Origin of the sequence: Chryseobacterium oncorhynchi, from assembly GCF_002899895.1 — a bacterium.
GTDB lineage: Bacteria > Bacteroidota > Bacteroidia > Flavobacteriales > Weeksellaceae > Chryseobacterium > Chryseobacterium oncorhynchi.
The window spans coordinates 116,826-135,579 of the sequence record NZ_PPEI02000005.1; the positions used below are offsets into that span (position 1 = coordinate 116,826).

General features: G+C 34.2%; 25 protein-coding genes. 15 read left to right on the forward strand and 10 right to left on the reverse strand.

From position 1 onward, the window contains the following. Nucleotides 1-28: 28 nt before the first annotated feature. The 10 genes from C1638_RS16355 (at nt 29) to C1638_RS16400 (ending at nt 7,217) form a co-directional block, all read left to right on the forward strand. Nucleotides 29-928, forward strand: a complete 900-nt coding sequence (locus C1638_RS16355) for a pirin family protein (protein ID WP_109622744.1) — start codon at nt 29-31, stop codon at nt 926-928. A gap of 21 nt (nt 929-949) precedes the next feature. Next, nucleotides 950-1,489, forward strand: coding sequence for an NADPH-dependent FMN reductase (locus C1638_RS16360; protein WP_109622746.1), 540 nt, complete (start codon nt 950-952; stop codon nt 1,487-1,489). Further along, nucleotides 1,482-2,060, forward strand: a complete 579-nt coding sequence (locus tag C1638_RS16365) for a TMEM175 family protein (RefSeq protein ID WP_109622748.1) — start codon at nt 1,482-1,484, stop codon at nt 2,058-2,060. The genes C1638_RS16360 and C1638_RS16365 overlap by 8 nt, the downstream gene beginning before the upstream one ends. Before the next feature lies 1 nt (nt 2,061). After that, entirely contained in the window at nt 2,062-2,280 is a 219-nt protein-coding gene (locus tag C1638_RS16370; protein WP_109622750.1) for a (4Fe-4S)-binding protein, read from the forward strand. Continuing rightward, nucleotides 2,280-2,675 carry an OsmC family protein gene (locus tag C1638_RS16375; protein WP_109622752.1) on the forward strand — a complete coding sequence of 132 codons (396 nt, stop codon included), beginning with the start codon at nt 2,280-2,282 and terminating at the stop codon, nt 2,673-2,675. Before C1638_RS16370 ends, C1638_RS16375 begins: the two co-directional genes overlap by 1 nt. A gap of 3 nt (nt 2,676-2,678) precedes the next feature. Continuing rightward, a complete protein-coding gene (locus tag C1638_RS16380; RefSeq protein WP_185140439.1) occupies nt 2,679-2,966 on the forward strand; it encodes a GNAT family N-acetyltransferase in 288 nt (95 codons plus the stop codon). Between the two features lie 204 nt (nt 2,967-3,170). After that, entirely contained in the window at nt 3,171-4,730 is a 1,560-nt protein-coding gene (locus C1638_RS16385) for a sodium:solute symporter (RefSeq protein WP_109622754.1), read from the forward strand. 28 nt (nt 4,731-4,758) lie between these two features. Then, nucleotides 4,759-5,277: a hypothetical protein gene (locus tag C1638_RS16390; protein ID WP_109622756.1), complete on the forward strand. Its 519-nt coding sequence runs from the start codon at nt 4,759-4,761 to the stop codon at nt 5,275-5,277. 107 nt (nt 5,278-5,384) lie between these two features. After that, nucleotides 5,385-6,239, forward strand: a complete 855-nt coding sequence (locus C1638_RS16395) for a transketolase (RefSeq protein WP_262509810.1) — start codon at nt 5,385-5,387, stop codon at nt 6,237-6,239. A gap of 33 nt (nt 6,240-6,272) precedes the next feature. Next, complete coding sequence (locus C1638_RS16400) at nt 6,273-7,217, forward strand: transketolase family protein (protein ID WP_106917237.1); 945 nt, start codon at nt 6,273-6,275, stop codon at nt 7,215-7,217. Between the two features lie 171 nt (nt 7,218-7,388). Here C1638_RS16400 and C1638_RS16405 read toward each other — a convergent pair whose 3' ends face one another. The 8 genes from C1638_RS16405 to C1638_RS16435 form a co-directional block, all read right to left on the reverse strand. Continuing rightward, nucleotides 7,389-7,907: a hypothetical protein gene (locus C1638_RS16405; RefSeq protein ID WP_228428193.1), complete on the reverse strand. Its 519-nt coding sequence runs from the start codon at nt 7,905-7,907 to the stop codon at nt 7,389-7,391. Continuing rightward, nucleotides 7,885-8,364 carry a hypothetical protein gene (locus C1638_RS16410; protein ID WP_109622761.1) on the reverse strand — a complete coding sequence of 160 codons (480 nt, stop codon included), beginning with the start codon at nt 8,362-8,364 and terminating at the stop codon, nt 7,885-7,887. The genes C1638_RS16405 and C1638_RS16410 overlap by 23 nt, the downstream gene beginning before the upstream one ends. Nucleotides 8,365-8,431: 67 nt before the next feature. After that, nucleotides 8,432-8,977, reverse strand: coding sequence for a hypothetical protein (locus tag C1638_RS16415; protein ID WP_109622762.1), 546 nt, complete (start codon nt 8,975-8,977; stop codon nt 8,432-8,434). 187 nt (nt 8,978-9,164) lie between these two features. Further along, complete coding sequence (locus C1638_RS16420; RefSeq protein ID WP_109622764.1) at nt 9,165-9,698, reverse strand: DUF4303 domain-containing protein; 534 nt, start codon at nt 9,696-9,698, stop codon at nt 9,165-9,167. A 98-nt stretch (nt 9,699-9,796) separates the two neighbouring features. Continuing rightward, nucleotides 9,797-9,973 carry a hypothetical protein gene (locus C1638_RS22390; protein ID WP_165826550.1) on the reverse strand — a complete coding sequence of 59 codons (177 nt, stop codon included), beginning with the start codon at nt 9,971-9,973 and terminating at the stop codon, nt 9,797-9,799. Nucleotides 9,974-9,998: 25 nt separating this feature from the next. Beyond that, nucleotides 9,999-10,952 (reverse strand): YiiG family protein, encoded by a 954-nt coding sequence (locus C1638_RS16425; RefSeq protein WP_109622766.1) that lies wholly within the window; start codon nt 10,950-10,952, stop codon nt 9,999-10,001. Nucleotides 10,953-10,980: 28 nt separating this feature from the next. Further along, nucleotides 10,981-11,442, reverse strand: a complete 462-nt coding sequence (locus tag C1638_RS16430) for a hypothetical protein (RefSeq protein WP_109623253.1) — start codon at nt 11,440-11,442, stop codon at nt 10,981-10,983. An 18-nt stretch (nt 11,443-11,460) separates the two neighbouring features. Beyond that, nucleotides 11,461-11,781 carry a magnetosome magnetite crystal formation protein family gene (locus tag C1638_RS16435; protein WP_109622768.1) on the reverse strand — a complete coding sequence of 107 codons (321 nt, stop codon included), beginning with the start codon at nt 11,779-11,781 and terminating at the stop codon, nt 11,461-11,463. 239 nt (nt 11,782-12,020) lie between these two features. Between C1638_RS16435 and C1638_RS16440 the strand changes: the two genes are divergently transcribed. The 5 genes from C1638_RS16440 (at nt 12,021) to gwsS (ending at nt 17,693) form a co-directional block, all read left to right on the forward strand. Further along, nucleotides 12,021-13,871, forward strand: coding sequence for a helix-turn-helix transcriptional regulator (locus C1638_RS16440; RefSeq protein WP_109622770.1), 1,851 nt, complete (start codon nt 12,021-12,023; stop codon nt 13,869-13,871). A gap of 503 nt (nt 13,872-14,374) precedes the next feature. Beyond that, nucleotides 14,375-14,560 carry a grasp-with-spasm system A modified peptide gene (locus C1638_RS16445; protein ID WP_109622772.1) on the forward strand — a complete coding sequence of 62 codons (186 nt, stop codon included), beginning with the start codon at nt 14,375-14,377 and terminating at the stop codon, nt 14,558-14,560. A 127-nt stretch (nt 14,561-14,687) separates the two neighbouring features. Beyond that, nucleotides 14,688-15,551 carry a hypothetical protein gene (locus C1638_RS16450; protein ID WP_109623255.1) on the forward strand — a complete coding sequence of 288 codons (864 nt, stop codon included), beginning with the start codon at nt 14,688-14,690 and terminating at the stop codon, nt 15,549-15,551. After that, the gene (gene gwsG, locus C1638_RS16455; protein WP_109622774.1) at nt 15,548-16,453 is read left to right on the forward strand and encodes a grasp-with-spasm system ATP-grasp peptide maturase; all 906 of its coding nucleotides are present in this window, start codon (nt 15,548-15,550) and stop codon (nt 16,451-16,453) included. Before C1638_RS16450 ends, gwsG begins: the two co-directional genes overlap by 4 nt. A gap of 172 nt (nt 16,454-16,625) precedes the next feature. Then, nucleotides 16,626-17,693, forward strand: coding sequence for a grasp-with-spasm system SPASM domain peptide maturase (gene gwsS, locus C1638_RS16465; protein WP_109622778.1), 1,068 nt, complete (start codon nt 16,626-16,628; stop codon nt 17,691-17,693). A 16-nt stretch (nt 17,694-17,709) separates the two neighbouring features. Here gwsS and C1638_RS16470 read toward each other — a convergent pair whose 3' ends face one another. Together C1638_RS16470 and C1638_RS16475 are read right to left on the reverse strand one after the other, a co-directional pair. Beyond that, entirely contained in the window at nt 17,710-18,087 is a 378-nt protein-coding gene (locus tag C1638_RS16470; protein WP_109622780.1) for a hypothetical protein, read from the reverse strand. A 69-nt stretch (nt 18,088-18,156) separates the two neighbouring features. Next, nucleotides 18,157-18,627 carry an Lrp/AsnC family transcriptional regulator gene (locus tag C1638_RS16475; protein WP_034682046.1) on the reverse strand — a complete coding sequence of 157 codons (471 nt, stop codon included), beginning with the start codon at nt 18,625-18,627 and terminating at the stop codon, nt 18,157-18,159. Nucleotides 18,628-18,754 lie beyond the last annotated feature (127 nt).

Consider the following 18,754-nt stretch of genomic DNA (forward strand, 5'->3'; position numbering starts at 1 on the left):
ATAAAATTTTAAAAAGCATTACATCATTATGTCAAATATTGGACTTATCATCGAAGAAAAAGCAGCAGATATAGGAAATTTTCTGGTAGGAAGGCTTCTTCCGTTCCGTGAAAAAAGAGCGGTCGGACCCTTTGTTTTTATTGATCACATGGGACCTTCTGAACTAAAGGATTATCAAAATCTTGATGTTCCTCCACATCCGCATATCGGATTATCTACATTAACGTACCTGCTTGAAGGATCTATTTTCCACAGAGACAGTATCGGAAGTGCTGTAGAAATAAAACCGGGAGCTGTAAACTGGATGACTGCCGGAAAAGGCGTTGTGCATTCAGAAAGAACTCCTGAATACCTTAGACATAGCGATAAAAGACTACACGGGTTTCAAATCTGGGTAGGTCTTCCAAAGCACCTTGAACAATCTGAACCTACTTTCCATCATATTGAAGAGAATGACATTCCTGTTTGGGAAGAGGACGGAATTCAATATAAGCTCATTGCAGGGGAAGCATTCGGAAGAACATCTCCTGTTCCGGTACACAGCAAGCTGTTTTTCCTTGAGATCAAAACAAAGGAACCAAAGAAAATCAGCATTGGGAAAGATCTTTATGGAGAAGCGGCCATGTATGTTTTGGATGGAACGGTAACCACAGAAGGGAATTCTTATGGTTCAAAACAACTTATGATTGCAAAAGATACCAAGCTTTGTGAATTTGAAATGAGTGAAAACGGTACGGTTTACTTATTTGGAGGGGAACCTTTCGATGAGGAGCGTTTTATATTCTGGAACTTTGTGAATTCTGACAAGGAAATGATTGATCAGGCTAAAATAAACTGGAACGATCAGAATCATGATGCATTTCCGCTAGTTCCGGGGGATGAGCAGGAATATGTTCCACTACCAAAGTCCATTTTAAACAGAAAATAAACCCAGACCACGATAAAAACCATGAAAATATTAGCGTTTGCAGGAAGCACCTCATCTACTTCAATTAACAGGGAGCTCGTAAAATTTGTATTAAAAGATTTCCAGAATGAAGAAATCAATCTGATTGACCTTAACGATTTCACGATGCCTGTTTTCTCCGTAGACCTTGAAAAGAAAGGATTTCCGGATGAAGCCCATCATTTTTTAAAGGTGATTGAAGAGTGTGATGTCATTATCTGTTCACTGGCTGAGCATAACAGATCTTACAGTGCAGCATTTAAAAATGTTTTCGATTGGTCATCAAGGATCAATGTAAAAGTATTTCAAAACAAGCCTATGCTTCTGATGAGTACTTCACCCGGAGGTTATGGTGGCGGAAATGTTATGAATACAGCAAAAACATTTTTCCCACAGTTTGCAGCAGATATCAAGGATACTTTTTCGTTATCTAAGTTTTATGAAAATTTTGACCTTGAAAGCGGGGTGATTAATCCTGATATGCTCAGCGATCTGAAAGCAAAGATTGAAAATTTTAAAAACCAGATTAAAACCAATGACTAAAGGAAGGCTGGAGGCATTCAGTGATGGTGTATTAGCGATCATCATTACAATTATGGTCCTGGAATTAAAGGTTCCCGAAGGATCGAGCTGGGGAAGTTTGAAACCGCTTCTTCCGAGGTTTTTGGCCTATATTTTCAGTTTTATCTATGTAGGAATTTATTGGAACAACCACCATCATTTATTCCAAACGGTAAAAAAGGTAAACGGCAGTATTCTTTGGGCTAACCTGCATCTTTTGTTTTGGTTATCCCTGATGCCTATTGCTACGGAATGGATAGGAACAACCGGCTTTGCAGAAAACCCTGTTGCCGCCTATGGTATAGGTCTTATCATGTGTGCTATTGCCTACACCATTCTGGAGAACCTTATTATCCGAAATGAGGGTGAAAATTCAAAGCTAAAAGAGGCTATAAATTTTAAAGCAAAAGAGTATATCTCCATCATATTTTACGTCCTTGGAATCGCTACTTCATTTTTTTATCCTTATATTGCCATAGGTTTTTATTATCTCGTGGCTCTCATATGGCTGATTCCGGACAGAAGAATCGAAAAATCATTAAAAGACAATTAATATGGAAACACACGAATATCCCAACGGCGACATTACTGTTATCTGGCAGCCTCAAAAGTGTATCCACTCGGCTGTATGTGTAAAGCTGCTTCCCAATGTCTATAATCCAAAAGACAGACCTTGGATAAAAGCAGGAAATGCTACTCCTGAAGAACTAAAAAAACAAATAGACCAATGCCCTTCTGGAGCATTAAGTTATACATTCAATACAGAAAGATAATGGCGGTAACGGTAAAAGCAAGTTTAGGAAAAACAAAATATTATACTGAGGTAACGGCCGGTGAAAACACCATCATTACTGATGAACCTATAGATAAAGGCGGACAGAATAAAGGGTTCAATCCCATGGAAATTCTGGCAACATCTCTGGCAAGCTGTACAGCAGCAACCCTTAGAATGTACATTGAAAGAAAAGAATGGGATGTAGAAAACATCAATGTGGAAGTAGAACTCGAAAATTATCCATTAACCAAAAGAGCGATTTTCAAAAGAGATATCAGCTTTGAAGGAATTCTGGATGATGAGCAGATGAAAAGACTACACACCATTGCAGATGCCTGCCCTGTTCATAAGATATTAACAAACGACATAGAAATACTAACTAAATTCTCATAAAATATGATCGAAGTAAAACAAAACAACGACGAGAAACACGGAAGTTTTGAAGCTTTCATAGATGGAAGACGCGCAGGAATGATGACATACACTTGGGCAGGAGAAGAAAGATTTATTATAGACCACACCGAGGTGGAAGAAGCCTACAACGGAAAAGGTGTAGGTAAGGAAATGCTTTTGGCAGCTGTAGGTTTCGCCAGAAAGAACGGGAAGAAGATTATTCCTCTCTGTCCTTTTGCTAAGGCTAGTTTCCAGAAAAGTGAGGAACTACAGGATGTTTTGGTGAATTAATCACTGCTTTCCACCCTTACAATACAAACCTTTCAGAGTATGAATCTGAAAGGTTTTTCTTTTAAAATAAACTCAGAAACAGTACATTTCTCTACTTTTCCTTACCTAATTGATACCAGCAGGTCTATAAAAACTGACTATGAAGTAAATTCAGTATTCCCGATGGTTCTTTTTTATATATTTGCTAAAATTTAAAAATTAAGCATGAATCCAGGAACTATCCTTTTGCTATTTGTATTTATCTACTTTATCGGCCTTTTGGTGATTTCTTATTTCACCAGCCGAAACTCTGATAATCAGTCATTTTTTATTGGTAATAAAAAAAGTAAATGGTGGCTCGTTGCATTCGGAATGATAGGAACCAGCTTAAGTGGGGTTACCTTTATTTCAGTTCCGGGAACAGTCGGAAAAATGACAGGCTCTGAGTATATCTACGGCGGTTTTGAATATTATATGATGGTGATTGGTTTTTTCATCGGATATTTTATTGTTGCAGCCATATTGCTTCCCTTGTATTATAAGATGAATCTAACCTCTATTTATACTTATCTAGGAAGAAGATTCAATGTAGAGGCGCATAAAATAGGCTCTATATTCTTTATTATTTCCCGAGCTATTGGTGCTACGGCAAGGTTATACCTGGTTGTCAATGTTTTGCAGATATTCTTATTGGAAGGCCTTGGAGTTCCGTTTTGGGTAACTTCCCTTGTACTCCTGCTGATGGTGCTTCTCTATACTTTCGAGGGCGGAGTAAAAACCATTGTCATTACAGATACTTTACAGACTTCTTTTATGATCATCAGTTTGGTAGCCTGTATTGTTTACATTCTATCCAATCTAAACTTATCTTTCGGTGAGGCATATACCATCTTGGAGCAGAAAAATTATACTCATTTTATTAATTTTGATCCAAATTCCAAGACATTTTTCCTAAAAACAATTCTGGGAGGAATCTTTATTACCATAGCCATGACAGGATTGGATCAGGAAATGATGCAGAAAAACATTTCTGTAGATAACCTTAAGAATTCAAAGAAAAACATGCTAACCTTTGCAGGAACACTACTTTTGGTTAATCTGGCTTTCCTATTCTTAGGAGGCCTACTCTATCTTTTTGCTCTGCAACATGGCGCAGAATATGGAACAACAGGAACTGATCCTGTGAGCAATATTTTTGGTTTCAAAGATGCTGCAGGAAATATTAAGAATATTATGGGAGATGACCTTTTCCCAGCCTTATCTCTTCAGGGATACTTCCCAATGACTATTTCCGTTATTTTTATTATTGGATTAATTTCAGCATTATTCCCATCTGCTGATGGTGCATTAACGGCTGTGACAAGTTCCTACTGTGTAGATTTATTAAACCTTAATGAAGATAAAACCAAAACTGAAAAAGAGAAAAAACGTCTTCGTATGAAAGTACACTTGACCTTTACTGTGGTTTTCTTCATCCTAATTATGGTTTTCAAGGCATTAAATGATAAATCTATTGTTTATCTGATTATGGAAATTGCGGGATATACCTATGGACCACTTCTAGGGCTTTTTGCTTTCGGAATTTTCACCAAATTTCAGATTTCCAAAAAGTATTCTATACTTACTGTTACCATTTTGGCCCCCATAATAACTTACTTCATCAACTCTGCAGTTACCAATTATACAGACTATAGAATTGGAGTTGAACTTATTGTCCTTAATGGGCTGCTTACATTCATCGGACTATGGCTGGTGAAGAATAAGCAACATTTAAGGGTTGTTTAATACACACAATCAACAAAAATAAAAAACCATGAAAAAAATTATTTCATTTTTCGTATTCGTTTTGGCATTTGGCTTTATAAATGCTCAGGAAAACTTTGAGGTATCTACTTTAAGAATCGGGCCGTATAAAGTTTTTATGCCAAAAGCTGAAGCTGAAAAAATTGCAGGGATAAAACTGAAGAACTCAGACGGAGAAAAAAAAACTATTGTAAAATATACCGGAGAGACTATTCAGCTTGATATTTATGATAATTATATCAACGAAGCTAATCCAAGTGTCCCGTCTATTACCTACATCACAACAAGCAGTAAAAAATTTAAAACCAAAAGCGGAATTGGAGTAGGCAGTACAAAGGATGACCTGATTAATGCCTATAAAAATTATCCTAACTTCAGTGTTAATGAGGATTGGGATGACAATGGCAAACCTGTGAAGAACGCCGGATATTTTAATCTGGAAGACAGGCAGGCAGGAACACAATTAAGTTTTAAATTTGTTAATAATATTGTTACTGAAATTTCAGTTTACCTTAACGAAGGCTGTTAAAAGCAGAAAAATATTCAAATACATAAAAATCCGGATTTTTAGATCCGGATTTTTGCATTTCCATAAGCCAGTAAAAAATTGTAAATTCGCGTGCAAATAAATCAGATATAATGAGTAAAAGTATTGAAGAGTTAAAATCTCTTACTACGCAGATCAGAAGAGACATTTTAAGAATGGTTCATGCTGTAAATTCAGGACACCCGGGCGGAAGTTTAGGTTGTACAGAATACTTCACAGCACTTTACGGAAAGGTAATGAACTATAATCTTCCTTTCACTATGGAAGGCAAAAATGAAGATCATTTTTATCTATCAAACGGGCACATTTCACCGGTATTCTACTCTACTTTGGCAAGATTTGACTTCTTCCCGGTAGCTGAATTGAGCACTTTCAGAAAGCTTGATTCAAGATTACAGGGACACCCTACTACTCATGAAGGTCTTCCGGGAATCAGAATCGCTTCAGGTTCTCTAGGACAAGGACTTTCTGTAGCTCTTGGTGTAGCTGAAGGTAAAAAATTGGATGGAGATCAGTCTCTTGTTTACACTCTTCACGGAGATGGTGAGCTTCAGGAAGGTCAAATCTGGGAAGCATTAATGTATGCTGCTGCTAAAAAAGTAGATAATATCATTTCTACCATTGACTACAACGGACGTCAGATTGATGGAGATACTGATGATGTATTAAGCTTAGGAAATCTTCATGCTAAACTTGAAGCTTTCGGATGGATTGTTTTGGAAGAGAAGAACGGTAACGATCTTGAAGCTGTAATTGGTATCCTTGAGAGAGCAAAAACAGAAACAGGAAAAGGAAAACCAGTAGCAATTATTCTTCATACAGAAATGGGTGCCGGAGTAGACTTTATGATGGGATCTCATGCTTGGCATGGTAAAGCTCCAAATGATGAGCAATTAGACACAGCATTCAAGCAATTGTATTTAGAAGCTCCTGCTGATTACTAATATCTTAAACAATCTCGATTAATAAAAATAAAAATGAAATATACATATACAGAAAAAAAGGACACTCGTTCAGGATTCGGAGCCGGATTAGCGGAACTTGCTGACAAAAATCCTAATGTAGTAGCACTTTGTGCAGACCTTATCGGTTCTTTGAAAATGGAGAAATTCATTGAAAAAGCTCCTGAAAGATTCTATCAGGTAGGTATTGCAGAAGCAAACATGATGGGACTTGCTGCAGGTCTTAGCATTACAGGAAAAATTCCTTTTACTGGAACTTTTGCTAACTTCTCTACTTCAAGAGTATATGATCAAATTCGTCAATCTATTGCTTACTCTGGGAAGAATGTAAAAATCTGTGCATCTCACGCAGGTCTTACTTTAGGAGAAGATGGAGCTACTCACCAGGTATTGGAAGATATCGGTATGATGAAAATGCTTCCTGGAATGACGGTAATCAACCCTTGTGACTACAACCAGACAAAAGCAGCAACTCTTGCAATTGCTGATCACGATGGCCCTGTATATTTAAGATTCGGTAGACCAACTGTTCCTGTATTCATCCCTGAAGATATGCCTTTCGAAATTGGAAAAGGAATCTTGCTTCAGGAAGGTACTGATGTAACTATTGTTGCAACAGGACACCTTGTATGGGAATCTCTTGTAGCTGCTGATGAGCTTGAGAAAGAAGGTATTTCTTGTGAGGTGATCAACATCCACACTATTAAGCCTCTTGATGAAGAGATTATTTTAAAGTCTGTTGAAAAAACAGGTAAAATTGTAACTGCTGAAGAACATAACTACCTTGGTGGTTTAGGTGAATCTGTTGCAGGAATGCTTGCAAGAAAAAGACCTACAAGACAAGAGTTTGTAGCAGTAAATGATACTTTCGGAGAATCTGCAACACCAGCTGAATTGATGAAAAAATATAAAATTGATGCTGAAGCAGTGAAAGAAGCTGTAAAGAGAATTTTAGCGTAATCATTTAGCCTAATAATATAAACCCCGGCTGTTTCTTTGAAACAGCCGGGGTTTTTGTTTAAGAATTTAACCACCCGTCAAATCTTTGATTTGCCACCTCTCAAGTGGAAAGTAATGGTTGTACTTATAATTGTCATGGTTGTAGTTCCTACCCTACTTACTTATTATTTGTTATTGATCAGATTGATTCAGTGGAATTCCTACGGCAATCAGAACAGGACATAATATTTCCTTTATGTATTCCTCTTCTCTTCTGATTGAAGCCTTAGAACCCGAAAAGTAATTACTGATCCTGTAGTTTTTCACAAACTGATTTCGCTTCTTTCCGATAGCATAATGAAACGATCCACTTTCATCACTAATGAAATAAGTCATTTCATCAAAATCCATAATTTTCGTGGCAATAAATCTTTTTTTATAAATACATTTTTGGGATTTGTCAAAGATATATTTCACAGGCACTCTAAAGATAAGGTCAAAAAGCAAGTATATCATGTAGATAACCCATATTCCAAAAACGATTTTAAAGTTAGCTCCGGACATTTTATCCATAAAGTAATAGATGATCACCATAAAGGCAATTACCCCCAATGCCAGCCACCATACCAAGGTTCTCAGGAAGTTGTAATTGGGCATGAAACTTATTTCACTTCCGTTTTCCTCAAATTTATACCGGTCTGTTACGTTCATTACCAGATTCGTTGATGTTCATGATATCCTCTGTCTCATTTACCATCTTTTGGATCCCTCTTTGGTTCAGAGCCTGTCCTATAGTAAGATGTTTTTCTTTACCATCTACTTCGAAGTAAATAGAAAGTATCACATTCGTGGTAAATAAGCCCAAATATTTGGTTGACAACACATCAAAATTAGTAAAATCCTGAATATTATAAGTTTTAGATGGAACAAAAATGGTATGCTTGCCGGTAATTGTTTTTCTATCCATATCGATAATGAACTTCTTCGTAAAGAAATTGATGATAATAAGAACAACCGTTGCAATAACAATAAGGCTTAAGATTCTGACATTATTAAAAATAAAAACTGCAAATGCAAGCAGAAGAATAGAAAGTACAGTAATAAACACTGGTTGATTTTTAAAGATGTACTGATTTCCTTCTTTTTTATAAAATTTATATGAACTCATAATAGATTGGTTTTATATTTTTGATTGGGTATTTTAATAGATATTTTTTTATGAAAGTGAGTGGCCTTTACTGATAGCGACTGGCAATTTCATCTTCATTAATTGTCTTCAACGTATTAAGATCTGTTTTGAAATAAGTATCGTGAATAGAAAAATAAGCATCTGTTTTCACACTTATCTGTTCTGATGCCTTTTCCCAACACTCAAGAAACCATTGTTCAAACAACTTATACTTTTCGTCATTATACTCATCCAGAATTTCATCAAAATCATCATCTTCATAGTTATCTTGAAACTCTGCAGCAGTTGTCCATATTTTTTCTGGGATCAATGCATTCCATTTTTCATTTTCATGGGCAGCATTGTTTTTCTTCGTAGGCAGTTTTATTATTTCTGTAACCAGTTCACCAGTTCCGTCTACTCCCCAAAACATAATATTCAGATAATCATACTCATATTCAAAATAGAAAGCTTTGATATCAGATTTTACTTTATTTTCAAGATAAACAATATCTTCTCCTTTAAGCAGATGAATCAAATCTTCGGTAAGCTGTCCTTTAATCTCTTCAAGATATGTCTTTAATTCGATATTGAGCTTTTTAAGGTCTTTCATAGCCTGAAACTTTTTAAAAGTTTAATTTATCTGTCTATTTTTCGTCCTACCAGTTTTTCTAATTCTGAAATATTGGAGAGAATCAAATCATAAGGATCACTACTACTGTGAGATGTCTCTGAGACAATTATTTTATCTTGCTTCATATTATTATATATTGAAATGTGTGTTTTTTTATCTCATTCTTTTAATTGCCCCAGGTATCCATCCACTCCAGATATTCACCTTTATATTCATTATCATTAAGTCTGATAATAATATCTTTCAGATCTTGTTTTTCAAATTCATAATCTGAAACGGTAAAAATCAGGAAAATATCTTTGCCTGTAATATTCTTGAAGAAATTCTCATTTTTAAGTTTTTCCAATACTTCGATGCATGTAGAATAAAGCTTACCCTGAAATTCATTAAACCACTCATCATTATCTTCATTTCTATCCAGTTCTTCTCTTAATTGGGTACAAATATTATTGAACTCATCATCTGCCCCTTGCATTTCGTATGCCCATTCTGCAGGTTCATATTTATAATATACAGCATCATCTTCATCAATATTCTGAAGGGCTTCCAGAGTGTTGGACGACGGGCATACTGTCATTGCTCCCTCATCACTATACAATGCAAAACTGTAAATATTGTCAGTACCATGCTTTTCATACATTTCTAAAAAAGCATTTTTCGCAGCCGTTTCTATTTGCTGTTTTAAAATATCAAAATCCATATTCCTCTTCTTTTTTAAAATGGGCGGTAAAAGTACGTCTATCCTTTTGAATCAGATCATTATATTCTATAAAGGTATAGCCAGATTCACGATTATAGCTACCTATTTTTATTATATAGTATCCATCCGGGAATCAAAATAGCAGCCCCAGCAAGCATGGGAGCCAGTTCTCCGTATTTGAACAACCAGGAAGTTTCTCTGGATGGTCCTATTTTAATAACCACTACCAGGCAAAAACCTATAATAATGAGAATAATTCCTAATGCTTTTTTCATAATATTAATTTTAATTGTTAGTAAATTAGTCTACAAAAGTGTTGTAACTGCTCAAAACAAAACCAGCTTCCCTTTCTAAAGCATCAAGATCATTATTAAGTTCTTTATTATTTTCATTCAGACTGCGTTGCACAATTCTCATTTTACCTAGAAAATCATTAACAGAATTATTAAAAGCTGTATAACTCTTCTCTTTTTGCTCCTCAGACGATGGAATTTTTTCATCAACATTTCGTGTGTATAGTTTTTCCATCTGTATATATTGCTGGGAAAATTTTTGCTTATAGGCATTCAGATCTGTAACATCATAGGATTCATCAATGATTTTCTGAGCTAGCTCCATTGTTTCTCTTGATTGGATAATCTGCTTTTTCAGTGGATGATCCTTAAGAACTTCTACTTCTGCCTTATCAGTCCTTGGTGTAAGTTTTGCAAACAATTCATTGGCTGAATTACGATTTTCCTGAATAAGTTTTTTTGCCTTTTCATTAATTTCAGTGACTTTTTTTCCCTTATCATCTTTCCAGTCTTCGGCATCCTTATATGCTTCGAGTTCTTTCTTTAATAACTGTAGCTGTGAGGCAGAGTCTTTCATCCTATCAACAAGTACCTGAAAATCTTTTCCCAGGACATTGGGAGCCTTTATTTCCTGTCCGGCCCACATCATTACCGTAGGTGTAAATATTGGAGAGATTCCGGAATATTGTGGATTAGCCACTACATTCTTTACATATTCATCCATCTGCATCAATGAATTCTGAAAGTTTTTAATAAAGTCTGAGTGGGCATCATCCATCTTCACCACGTTATTGTTAAAAGAAATAATATCCCTGTTATCATCTCCTGAATTAACACTAAAAAGATCCACTTGTCTGGTATCATTCTGAGAAAGCTTCTCTTTAATTTTTTCCAGTTTATCACAAGATACAGCAGAAAAAGTAAGAATAAGCATTCCTACAACAATCAATGATTTTTTCATAATCTAATATTAAGAGTTAAATAGGTGTTTAAATATACATTTTATTAAGATCTTCCAATTCATTTACAACCTCCTGCATGGTTTTCTTCCTGAAAGACTGAGAGACTAACGGACGCTTAAAACGAGATACATTTTTAAAATTGGCATATAGATTACACCCCAAAGGAATAATTCCATATCGAAATGTCTGCAGTTCAAATCCCTCAAATTCAGTTAAGTTGTAGATTGCCTTTCTACTGTTCAATCCTGAGTTCTTAATAATAAGTTGTCTGGATATCGGATCAAAATAAATCTTAGGTGGAATAAAAGAAATCACCGTCAATAACAATGAAAAAATCAATATAACAATTCCGGTCTTCAGATAACTGGTATATAAGATCACTATTATTGAAATGAAAACCCACAGCAAGATAAGAATTTGTGGAAATGAGATATATTGTTTCACCCAGTAGCCCTCATTCTCTTTTTTTAAATGTTTAAAATTTTCCATAATCATTCAGAAAATTTATTACCCTATAAATGAAAATTTATCTTCAAACATTTTTCCGATTAAAGGTAAGGGTTTTTCTACTTCATTGGCGGCATTAATAATCCCAATAATGGCAAATATCAAAGGTAAAAAACCAAATATCCCCAAAATCCCTAGGCTTGTAACAATAAATAAGATGTTGATGATAATAGATAAAGCAATGGAAAAAATCACCAATCCTAAAGATTGCTTCAAATGATATTTTAAAAGGCTGTTAGGTTTTTCTTTTCCCAAAATAAAGGAAATTAGCCATCCGAAAACAGTAATATACGATACAATAGATAATGTTTTGTTGTCCATAATAATTCAATTTTTTGTTGATATTTTTGATTTTGTTAATGAGCCAAAATTGCAACAGGATAGCTCTGTTTCAATTTTCTATGTTACTACAAAACAACCTCAACTCAAAATACAAGTGTCTACAAAACGTCTACAATTAGAAGTAAAACACTGGTTTACAACAATTTGAAAAATAATTTAAATTTCACTTTTTTGAAATAGCAATTGATGAATATCTGTGATTTTTGTACTTTCACCTTATGAAACTGAAGTACTCTTTTTTATACTTTATCTTTTTCCTATCTACTTTGTGGCCGGCACAGAATACTTTCTTTGATGACCTTAAAAATCAACTGAACAAAGACAATATTTCCGTCGTGGAAAAATTTAAAATCTATAATGAACTTACGGAATACTACAGAGTCAGCGACCAATATCCTATTGCTGAAAAGTATGTTCAACTGCAATTAAAACTGGCTAAAAATGAACGTAATTACACTGAAGAAGTAAAGGCACTCGTTCAGGATGGAATTATCAAACTTAATAAATCTGAATACAGTAAGGTTCCCCAGATCATTGATGCCGCCAATGCAGCTGCTCATAAAACCAACGATGACATCGCTCCTCTATATGCTGCTTACTTGAACATCTATTATAATAATACCTTAGGAGACATTGAAAATACGATTAAACTTATTCAGAACGTTCTTCCATCGGTTGAAAAACATCCTACAGAGATTCTCTTGACCGCAAAGCTCAATTATCTTTTATATGGAATTCATTCGGAACTTAATGATGCTGAAAACGCAACGAAATATGCACAGAAAGCAGTAGAACTCGCTCAAAAATCCGGAAATAAAAATATGCTGAGTTCATCGTATTCTGCATTGGCTGTCTGTTACTCTTTCCGGTATGATAAAACCGGTAATATAAAGGATCTGAAACCCGTTATAGAAATATGTAAAAAAGCAGTTGCTCTTTATCATCAGTTTCCGGGGCATGTTTCGGCCCATGCTTATGCTATGGCCCTCCTGAATCTTGCCAACTACTATCTAAGCTACCCAACCATCACTCCGGAAATCCGAAAGGAAATTCAGGATAAGGCTAATGAAGTCCTAATACTTACAAAACATACTACCTATAATCAAAGTCTTCAGGCAGGAGCACTCGGAATTTTGAGTAACCTTGCTAATCGTGATCAAAACGATGCTTTATCTGAGCAATATCTTTTAAAAGCGGAACAAACCCTTCTTACACAACAGCCTGTATATTATCATGTCATGATTAATGTAGTTTCTGATCTTGCAAAACTATACGTACATCAAAAAAAATATCAAAAAGCTTACGAGTATCAGACCAAGGTAACGGAATACAACAATCTTCTTTATAATAAGGGACAGGCAGAAACTACAAAAAGACTGGAAGCACAGTATCAATCTAAAAAAAAGGAATCTGAGCTGAAAGTTCTTACAGAAAAAACTTCCAGTTTAAGGAAAGAAAAGCTTTTATATATTGGCTTAGGAATTATAGGCTTAATCGGAGCATTTTTTATGTTCAGGTCCTATCATTACAAATTGAGATACTCTATAGAAAGAGAAAAAAAACTGAATACAGAAAAGCATGATGCTGAAATTCAGGTAAAGCTACAGACGGAAGAACAAGCTAGATTAAAAGCAGAGCAGGAATTACTTACCTTACAACAGCAAAAACTTCAAAGTGAGGTGTTGGCTAGCCAGCTTCATATCCAGCATAAGAATGAAGTTCTTCAACTACTTCAAACAAAATTATCTGATGCCGACGTCAATATTCATCGGGTTGTAAAGGAGGAAAATCGTGTAGATAATGACTTTGAAAGGATTAAATTTACTATTCAGGAGCTGCATCCTGACTTTTTTAAAAATATTAATGACAGGGCAAAACAAAAACTTACCCCTTTGGATCTAAAATACTGTGCCTACATCTATCTTGGGATGGATACCAAACAGATAGCCAATCTTCTAAATGTAGAACCTAAAAGTGTAAGAATGACCAAATACAGGCTGAAAAAAAAGTTTGGACTGAATGAAAATACAGCTTTGGATGTCTTTTTCCAAAGTGTATTTTCTAATTAAATTATATACATTGTAGCAGCTTCTTTCTAAAGACAAAAATCAAAGATTTTATATTACTTTTTACCGGTATCTAAATTTTCTTTTATAGATAAATTATCTAGTCCTGATACACATTTAACAAAACCTACTATTGTGTACAATAGAAAATATTACAGCCTCTATCCCTTTGAATAATATTTCATTTACATACAATGAGATATTCCATTTTTCTTTGATCAAAAACATTTCCTTTTTATTAAATTCTTTTCCAAATTCCTTAAGATAAGGATGTACATTTTTGCAAAAATTTCCCTGAAAATAATAATGAAAATTACATACAATTTGCAAATTTTATCACATTAACGTGATCTAATTATTTTTAGTTTTGAAAACATCAACGTTGATGAAATAATCTTCTATTTAGGTTGTATGTGTACAGTACAAGATAAATATACAGATTATGCAACCCAATGCCAGGGGATTCTATGGCACAAATGATTTATTAAATTAAAAAATTTATTAACATGAAAAAATTAATTGGAATGAAGAGAAACTTCTCTTCTTTAGAAAACAAAAAAATGAAAAATCTTCAAATGATTAAAGGAGGAGATGGTACAGCAGTAAACTATGTGGTTACTAATCGTGGAGAATGCTATGACAAAGAAACCTATCTGGATCATGAGTATGCATCAACATTAGAAATTTGCTAAAACATATTACTCTAATCACTTGTAAGGGAGGAGCAATCCTCCTTTTACATTTGAATAAACAGGAGAAAACTCTTATAATAAATTGATGCTACAGATGGAAATAAAAATACCACGGAAACCACGCCTCATGACATGCACCTTATATCTGCTTTTGACAGGTATACTCATTTTATCCTGTAAAAGCAAAAACCATAATTACATAGTTTATTACAATAGGGTAAATGAAATTGACAGTATTTATAGGATGGCCAATCAGCCTGAAGAAGCTATAAAGCAATACCGAAAATTATTCAAAAGATACAACCCAAAAAATCAGGAGCGTATTAAGGAATATGAAACCTACATCATACTTGCAGAACAATATCATCAAAATTTTGGTGGAAAGAAAAGCCTTTATAAACTTATTCCCTTGCTTGCTCCTTATGAGGGTTCCTATAAAAAGTATTTTGGCTTATATCAAAAATACGAAATAGACAGCAGTGAAGTAAAGCAAAAAATTACTGATTGGAAGAAAGGATTGAATAAAAGATTAGTGGACTCTTTTAGCATTGCTTTCATCAGGGATCAGGCAGAGGGCAGAAAAAACCCTCAATTGATGGTAAAAAACGATAAAATAAACGCTCAATTATTAAAATGGACCTTTGATAACTATGGTTACCCATCAATGCAAAAAATAGGGCTTATTGGGAATAATGGTGTATTCATGCCAATGCATCCCTTGTTCAGTCATATGGTAGATGCTGAAGAGTATTCTTATTTAAAAACAAAAATGTTGGAATATATAAAATCTGGAGACTGTGTCCCCCGGGATTACGCCAACATGGTAGACAGATATAGTCTTCAGATAAGCAAAAAAGGAATGGTGTACGGAATATATCCCAGCTATGATGCAATGATAGACACTGTAAAAGTAAATCGCAACAGAAAAAGCATAGGTTTGCCCAGCTTTAAGCACGCCTCCAAAATCACAAAAGATTATTTAAAGAAATGATTCTTATTATTTCCAATAACAGCGAAAGAACTACTGTTAAAATCATCAAATGGCTTTTGAAAATGGATAAAAAATTTATCCGTGTACATGAGAATGAAGTCTTTGAAATTAAAGTGATTAATAAAAGTATTTTTTTGGAGAGTAACAGAAACTCTTTTTTTCTGGAAGATATCTCTAGTGTATGGTACAGAAGAGGAAGATTGAAAATAAAACGTTTGAGATATGAAAACCAATCGGTTAATGCCCATATGAATGAGGTACAGCACTGGCTGGAAGACTATGTAAGGAAAACTCTGGAATCTAAAAAACACATTAACAAGGAAAGCAATAGTGATATCAATAAGCTTTTGGTCTTGGAAAAAGCACAGAAAATAGGATTGGACGTTCCCAAGTATTTTTTGGCAGACCATACAGACACTATTCTATTGGGTGATACTATTATTAAAACAATTGCAGGAAATCCAATATTAGATTCAGTAGATACAGATTTGAATGGCATTATGTATACCACGGTTGTTCAAAAGAAAGAAAAGTCCAGCTTCTTTATTACTTTTTTTCAGGAGAAAATTGACAAAAATTTTGAAATCCGAACCTTCTATCTCAACGGAAAATGCTGGTCTATGGCTATCTTTTCTCAAAATGATGAACAAACGAAAACAGATTTCAGAAAGTATAATTTAACAAAGCCCAACAGAAATATCCCTTATCAACTTTCCAGTGAAATTGAGGAGAAAATTCATCTACTGATGCTTTCTCTTGATCTCAATTGTGGTTCCCTGGATTTCATCAAGGGAAAGGATGGCCGGTTTTATTTCCTTGAAGTAAATACCATTGGTCAGTTTCTGGGTATGTCCTATGCATGTAACTATTCGCTGGACAAAGAAATAGCTGATTATTTATGAAGATAAAAGTTAAAGAAAAAAATAAGTTACCTCTAACCTTTAAACATATAGACGTTTTTGAGGATCAAAAATTTAAACAGAAAAGCGATATCATCTATTTTGTAGAATGTAAAAAGTACCAAACAGACTTCTACATAAGAGAAAGGCCTATAAAATCTTTAAATCGTCTATTATGAGGTATTTTAATTTATTTTCTACCCTAAAGATTACAAAAGGAGCAGGCAGAATACTAATCTCAGACCTGCAGAGAAATGTATCAGAGTTATATCCTCTGGAACTTAATGAAATGATTGAGGAATTAAAAAACCTTTCCATTGAAGAGGTTTTAGGAATGTATGATGAAGAATCAAAAAAGATAGCTCAGGAATATCTGGATATACTGCTGGAGAATGAATATGGGTTTATTACAGATAATTACCGGGAAGAGGGTTTTCCGCCCCTATCTCATGAGTATTTTGAACCGAGCATAATAACCGATCTTTTTTTGGAGATGGCAGATATCAGTATACTGGATCAACTTAAAATTTCAGTAGAGAATCTTGAAATTAAACATCTGGTTATTTACAGCTCAAAATCATTACTCATAGAAGATTTTATATACATTGACAAGATATTTAAATCTTCCGTGTTATCAGGAATAGAAATATTTTCTCCATTTTATGAAGAAATAAATGACATATTCATACAGAACCTCAACAAAGGAACAGAGAGAATATACAGTCTTATTTTTTATAATTGTGCTAAGGAAGCTTTCAAAACCAAGGATGAATTCAGGTTTACTTTAAACTTTTTGGAAGACCATTTAAAAATATCTTCCTGCGGAAAAGTAGATATGAAATATTTCAATACGAACCTGCCTAAAATTCTGGAAGCCATCAATCACAATTCCTGTCTGCATAAGAAAATAGGAATTGATAAAGATGGCCATATTAAAAATTGTCCCTTAATGCAGGAAAACTTTGGGAATATCCGGAATGTAAGCCTAGAGGAAGCATTGCAACACCCAGACTTTAAAAAATACTGGAACCTCACCAAAGACCATATAGAAGTTTGTAAGGACTGTGAGTTCAGATACATCTGTACAGACTGCAGAGCTTATACGGAAAGCTCTCATTATACTCCCAATGGATTAGACCTCTCAAAGCCTCTAAAATGTGGCTATAATCCCTATACTAATGAATGGGAAGAATGGAGTGAAAATCCACTAAAACAGAAAGCCATCCATTCTTACAACTTATAGTATTTCTCTTTACCTCTTATTTAAAAAACTTCCATTTTGGAATAATCGCCAACATCCCAAAACCTGTAAAAAGGAAAAGGTTGGTAACATCGGTATATAAAAACGTTGATAAGTAATAGTTGTGCATGAAAAAATGCAGTACCAATAGAACAGGAAACATAATAATTCCTATTTTTTTATAGAAAAACATCAGCACCAGACCTAGCATCATCAATACATCAATGGAGAAGATGATATAAAAATACCATTTTGGAATCTCAAGAAATTCATGTTGAATATATTCATCAACATCTATTCCCAGTCCCATTACTGTAAACAACATCAAGGCAGCAAATGCCAGTACAAATCCCCATCCTTTCTTCGGATCTTCGTCAAAATACGTGTATTCTTCCATAGGTACAAAAATAAAGAACTTATGAGAGATTTCATAAGTTCTTTTATAGTTATTCGTTTAAAATTTGAATTAAATAGAGATAGCGTTGATCAGTCTATTTTTGTCACTTAAGTATTCTTCCATAGAAATCATACTTTCAGTTCTCATTACATCCTGAATATCATCAATCTGATAAATAATTCTTTTGGCATCATCTGTATTCTTTGCTCTTACTTTACAGAAAATATTATATTTTCCGGAAATAACACTTGCCTCGATTACGTTAGGAATAGTTGACAATTCTTTCAATACTTCTTGAGTACGGTTTGATTTTGTCAAAAGGATTCCGATGAAAGCTGTAAAGTGATAGTCCAGCTTACCATAATCGATGTTAAGAGATGATCCCAAAATAATACCTGCATCTTCCATCTTTTTCACTCTTACGTGAATTGTTCCAGCAGAAACGTCCATCTGCTTTGCAATTTCAGTAAAAGGCATTCTTGTGTTTTCTACTAAGAAATCAAGAATTTTCTTGTCTATTTCGTCCAGTTGATAGTTCATATTAGTTAAATTACAATTTCTTTAAAAAATCTATGTATTTTTTGCAAATTTACGAAAAATAATTTAACTAAAAAATATATATCAAATATTAACAATAATTAACACGGATGATAAAAATCATTAAAAT

Bases quoted from the DNA above. Each gene is read 5' to 3' on its own strand.
- C1638_RS16405 (WP_228428193.1), bottom strand. From the start codon at position 7,907: ATGAACGTAACAGACCGGTATAAATTTGAGGAAAACGGAAGTGAAATA.
- C1638_RS16370 (WP_109622750.1), top strand. From the start codon at position 2,062: ATGGAAACACACGAATATCCCAACGGCGACATTACTGTTATCTGGCAG.
- C1638_RS16420 (WP_109622764.1), bottom strand. From the start codon at position 9,698: ATGGATTTTGATATTTTAAAACAGCAAATAGAAACGGCTGCGAAAAAT.
- C1638_RS16380 (WP_185140439.1), top strand. From the start codon at position 2,679: ATGATCGAAGTAAAACAAAACAACGACGAGAAACACGGAAGTTTTGAA.
- C1638_RS16360 (WP_109622746.1), top strand. From the start codon at position 950: ATGAAAATATTAGCGTTTGCAGGAAGCACCTCATCTACTTCAATTAAC.
- gwsG (WP_109622774.1), top strand. From the start codon at position 15,548: ATGATTCTTATTATTTCCAATAACAGCGAAAGAACTACTGTTAAAATC.
- C1638_RS16435 (WP_109622768.1), bottom strand. From the start codon at position 11,781: ATGGACAACAAAACATTATCTATTGTATCGTATATTACTGTTTTCGGA.
- C1638_RS16375 (WP_109622752.1), top strand. From the start codon at position 2,280: ATGGCGGTAACGGTAAAAGCAAGTTTAGGAAAAACAAAATATTATACT.
- C1638_RS16410 (WP_109622761.1), bottom strand. From the start codon at position 8,364: ATGAGTTCATATAAATTTTATAAAAAAGAAGGAAATCAGTACATCTTT.
- C1638_RS16425 (WP_109622766.1), bottom strand. From the start codon at position 10,952: ATGAAAAAATCATTGATTGTTGTAGGAATGCTTATTCTTACTTTTTCT.
- C1638_RS16365 (WP_109622748.1), top strand. From the start codon at position 1,482: ATGACTAAAGGAAGGCTGGAGGCATTCAGTGATGGTGTATTAGCGATC.
- C1638_RS16440 (WP_109622770.1), top strand. From the start codon at position 12,021: ATGAAACTGAAGTACTCTTTTTTATACTTTATCTTTTTCCTATCTACT.
- C1638_RS16400 (WP_106917237.1), top strand. From the start codon at position 6,273: ATGAAATATACATATACAGAAAAAAAGGACACTCGTTCAGGATTCGGA.
- C1638_RS16475 (WP_034682046.1), bottom strand. From the start codon at position 18,627: ATGAACTATCAACTGGACGAAATAGACAAGAAAATTCTTGATTTCTTA.
- C1638_RS16355 (WP_109622744.1), top strand. From the start codon at position 29: ATGTCAAATATTGGACTTATCATCGAAGAAAAAGCAGCAGATATAGGA.
- C1638_RS22390 (WP_165826550.1), bottom strand. From the start codon at position 9,973: ATGAAAAAAGCATTAGGAATTATTCTCATTATTATAGGTTTTTGCCTG.
- C1638_RS16415 (WP_109622762.1), bottom strand. From the start codon at position 8,977: ATGAAAGACCTTAAAAAGCTCAATATCGAATTAAAGACATATCTTGAA.
- C1638_RS16445 (WP_109622772.1), top strand. From the start codon at position 14,375: ATGAAAAAATTAATTGGAATGAAGAGAAACTTCTCTTCTTTAGAAAAC.
- C1638_RS16430 (WP_109623253.1), bottom strand. From the start codon at position 11,442: ATGGAAAATTTTAAACATTTAAAAAAAGAGAATGAGGGCTACTGGGTG.
- gwsS (WP_109622778.1), top strand. From the start codon at position 16,626: ATGAGGTATTTTAATTTATTTTCTACCCTAAAGATTACAAAAGGAGCA.
- C1638_RS16385 (WP_109622754.1), top strand. From the start codon at position 3,171: ATGAATCCAGGAACTATCCTTTTGCTATTTGTATTTATCTACTTTATC.
- C1638_RS16450 (WP_109623255.1), top strand. From the start codon at position 14,688: ATGACATGCACCTTATATCTGCTTTTGACAGGTATACTCATTTTATCC.
- C1638_RS16470 (WP_109622780.1), bottom strand. From the start codon at position 18,087: ATGGAAGAATACACGTATTTTGACGAAGATCCGAAGAAAGGATGGGGA.
- C1638_RS16390 (WP_109622756.1), top strand. From the start codon at position 4,759: ATGAAAAAAATTATTTCATTTTTCGTATTCGTTTTGGCATTTGGCTTT.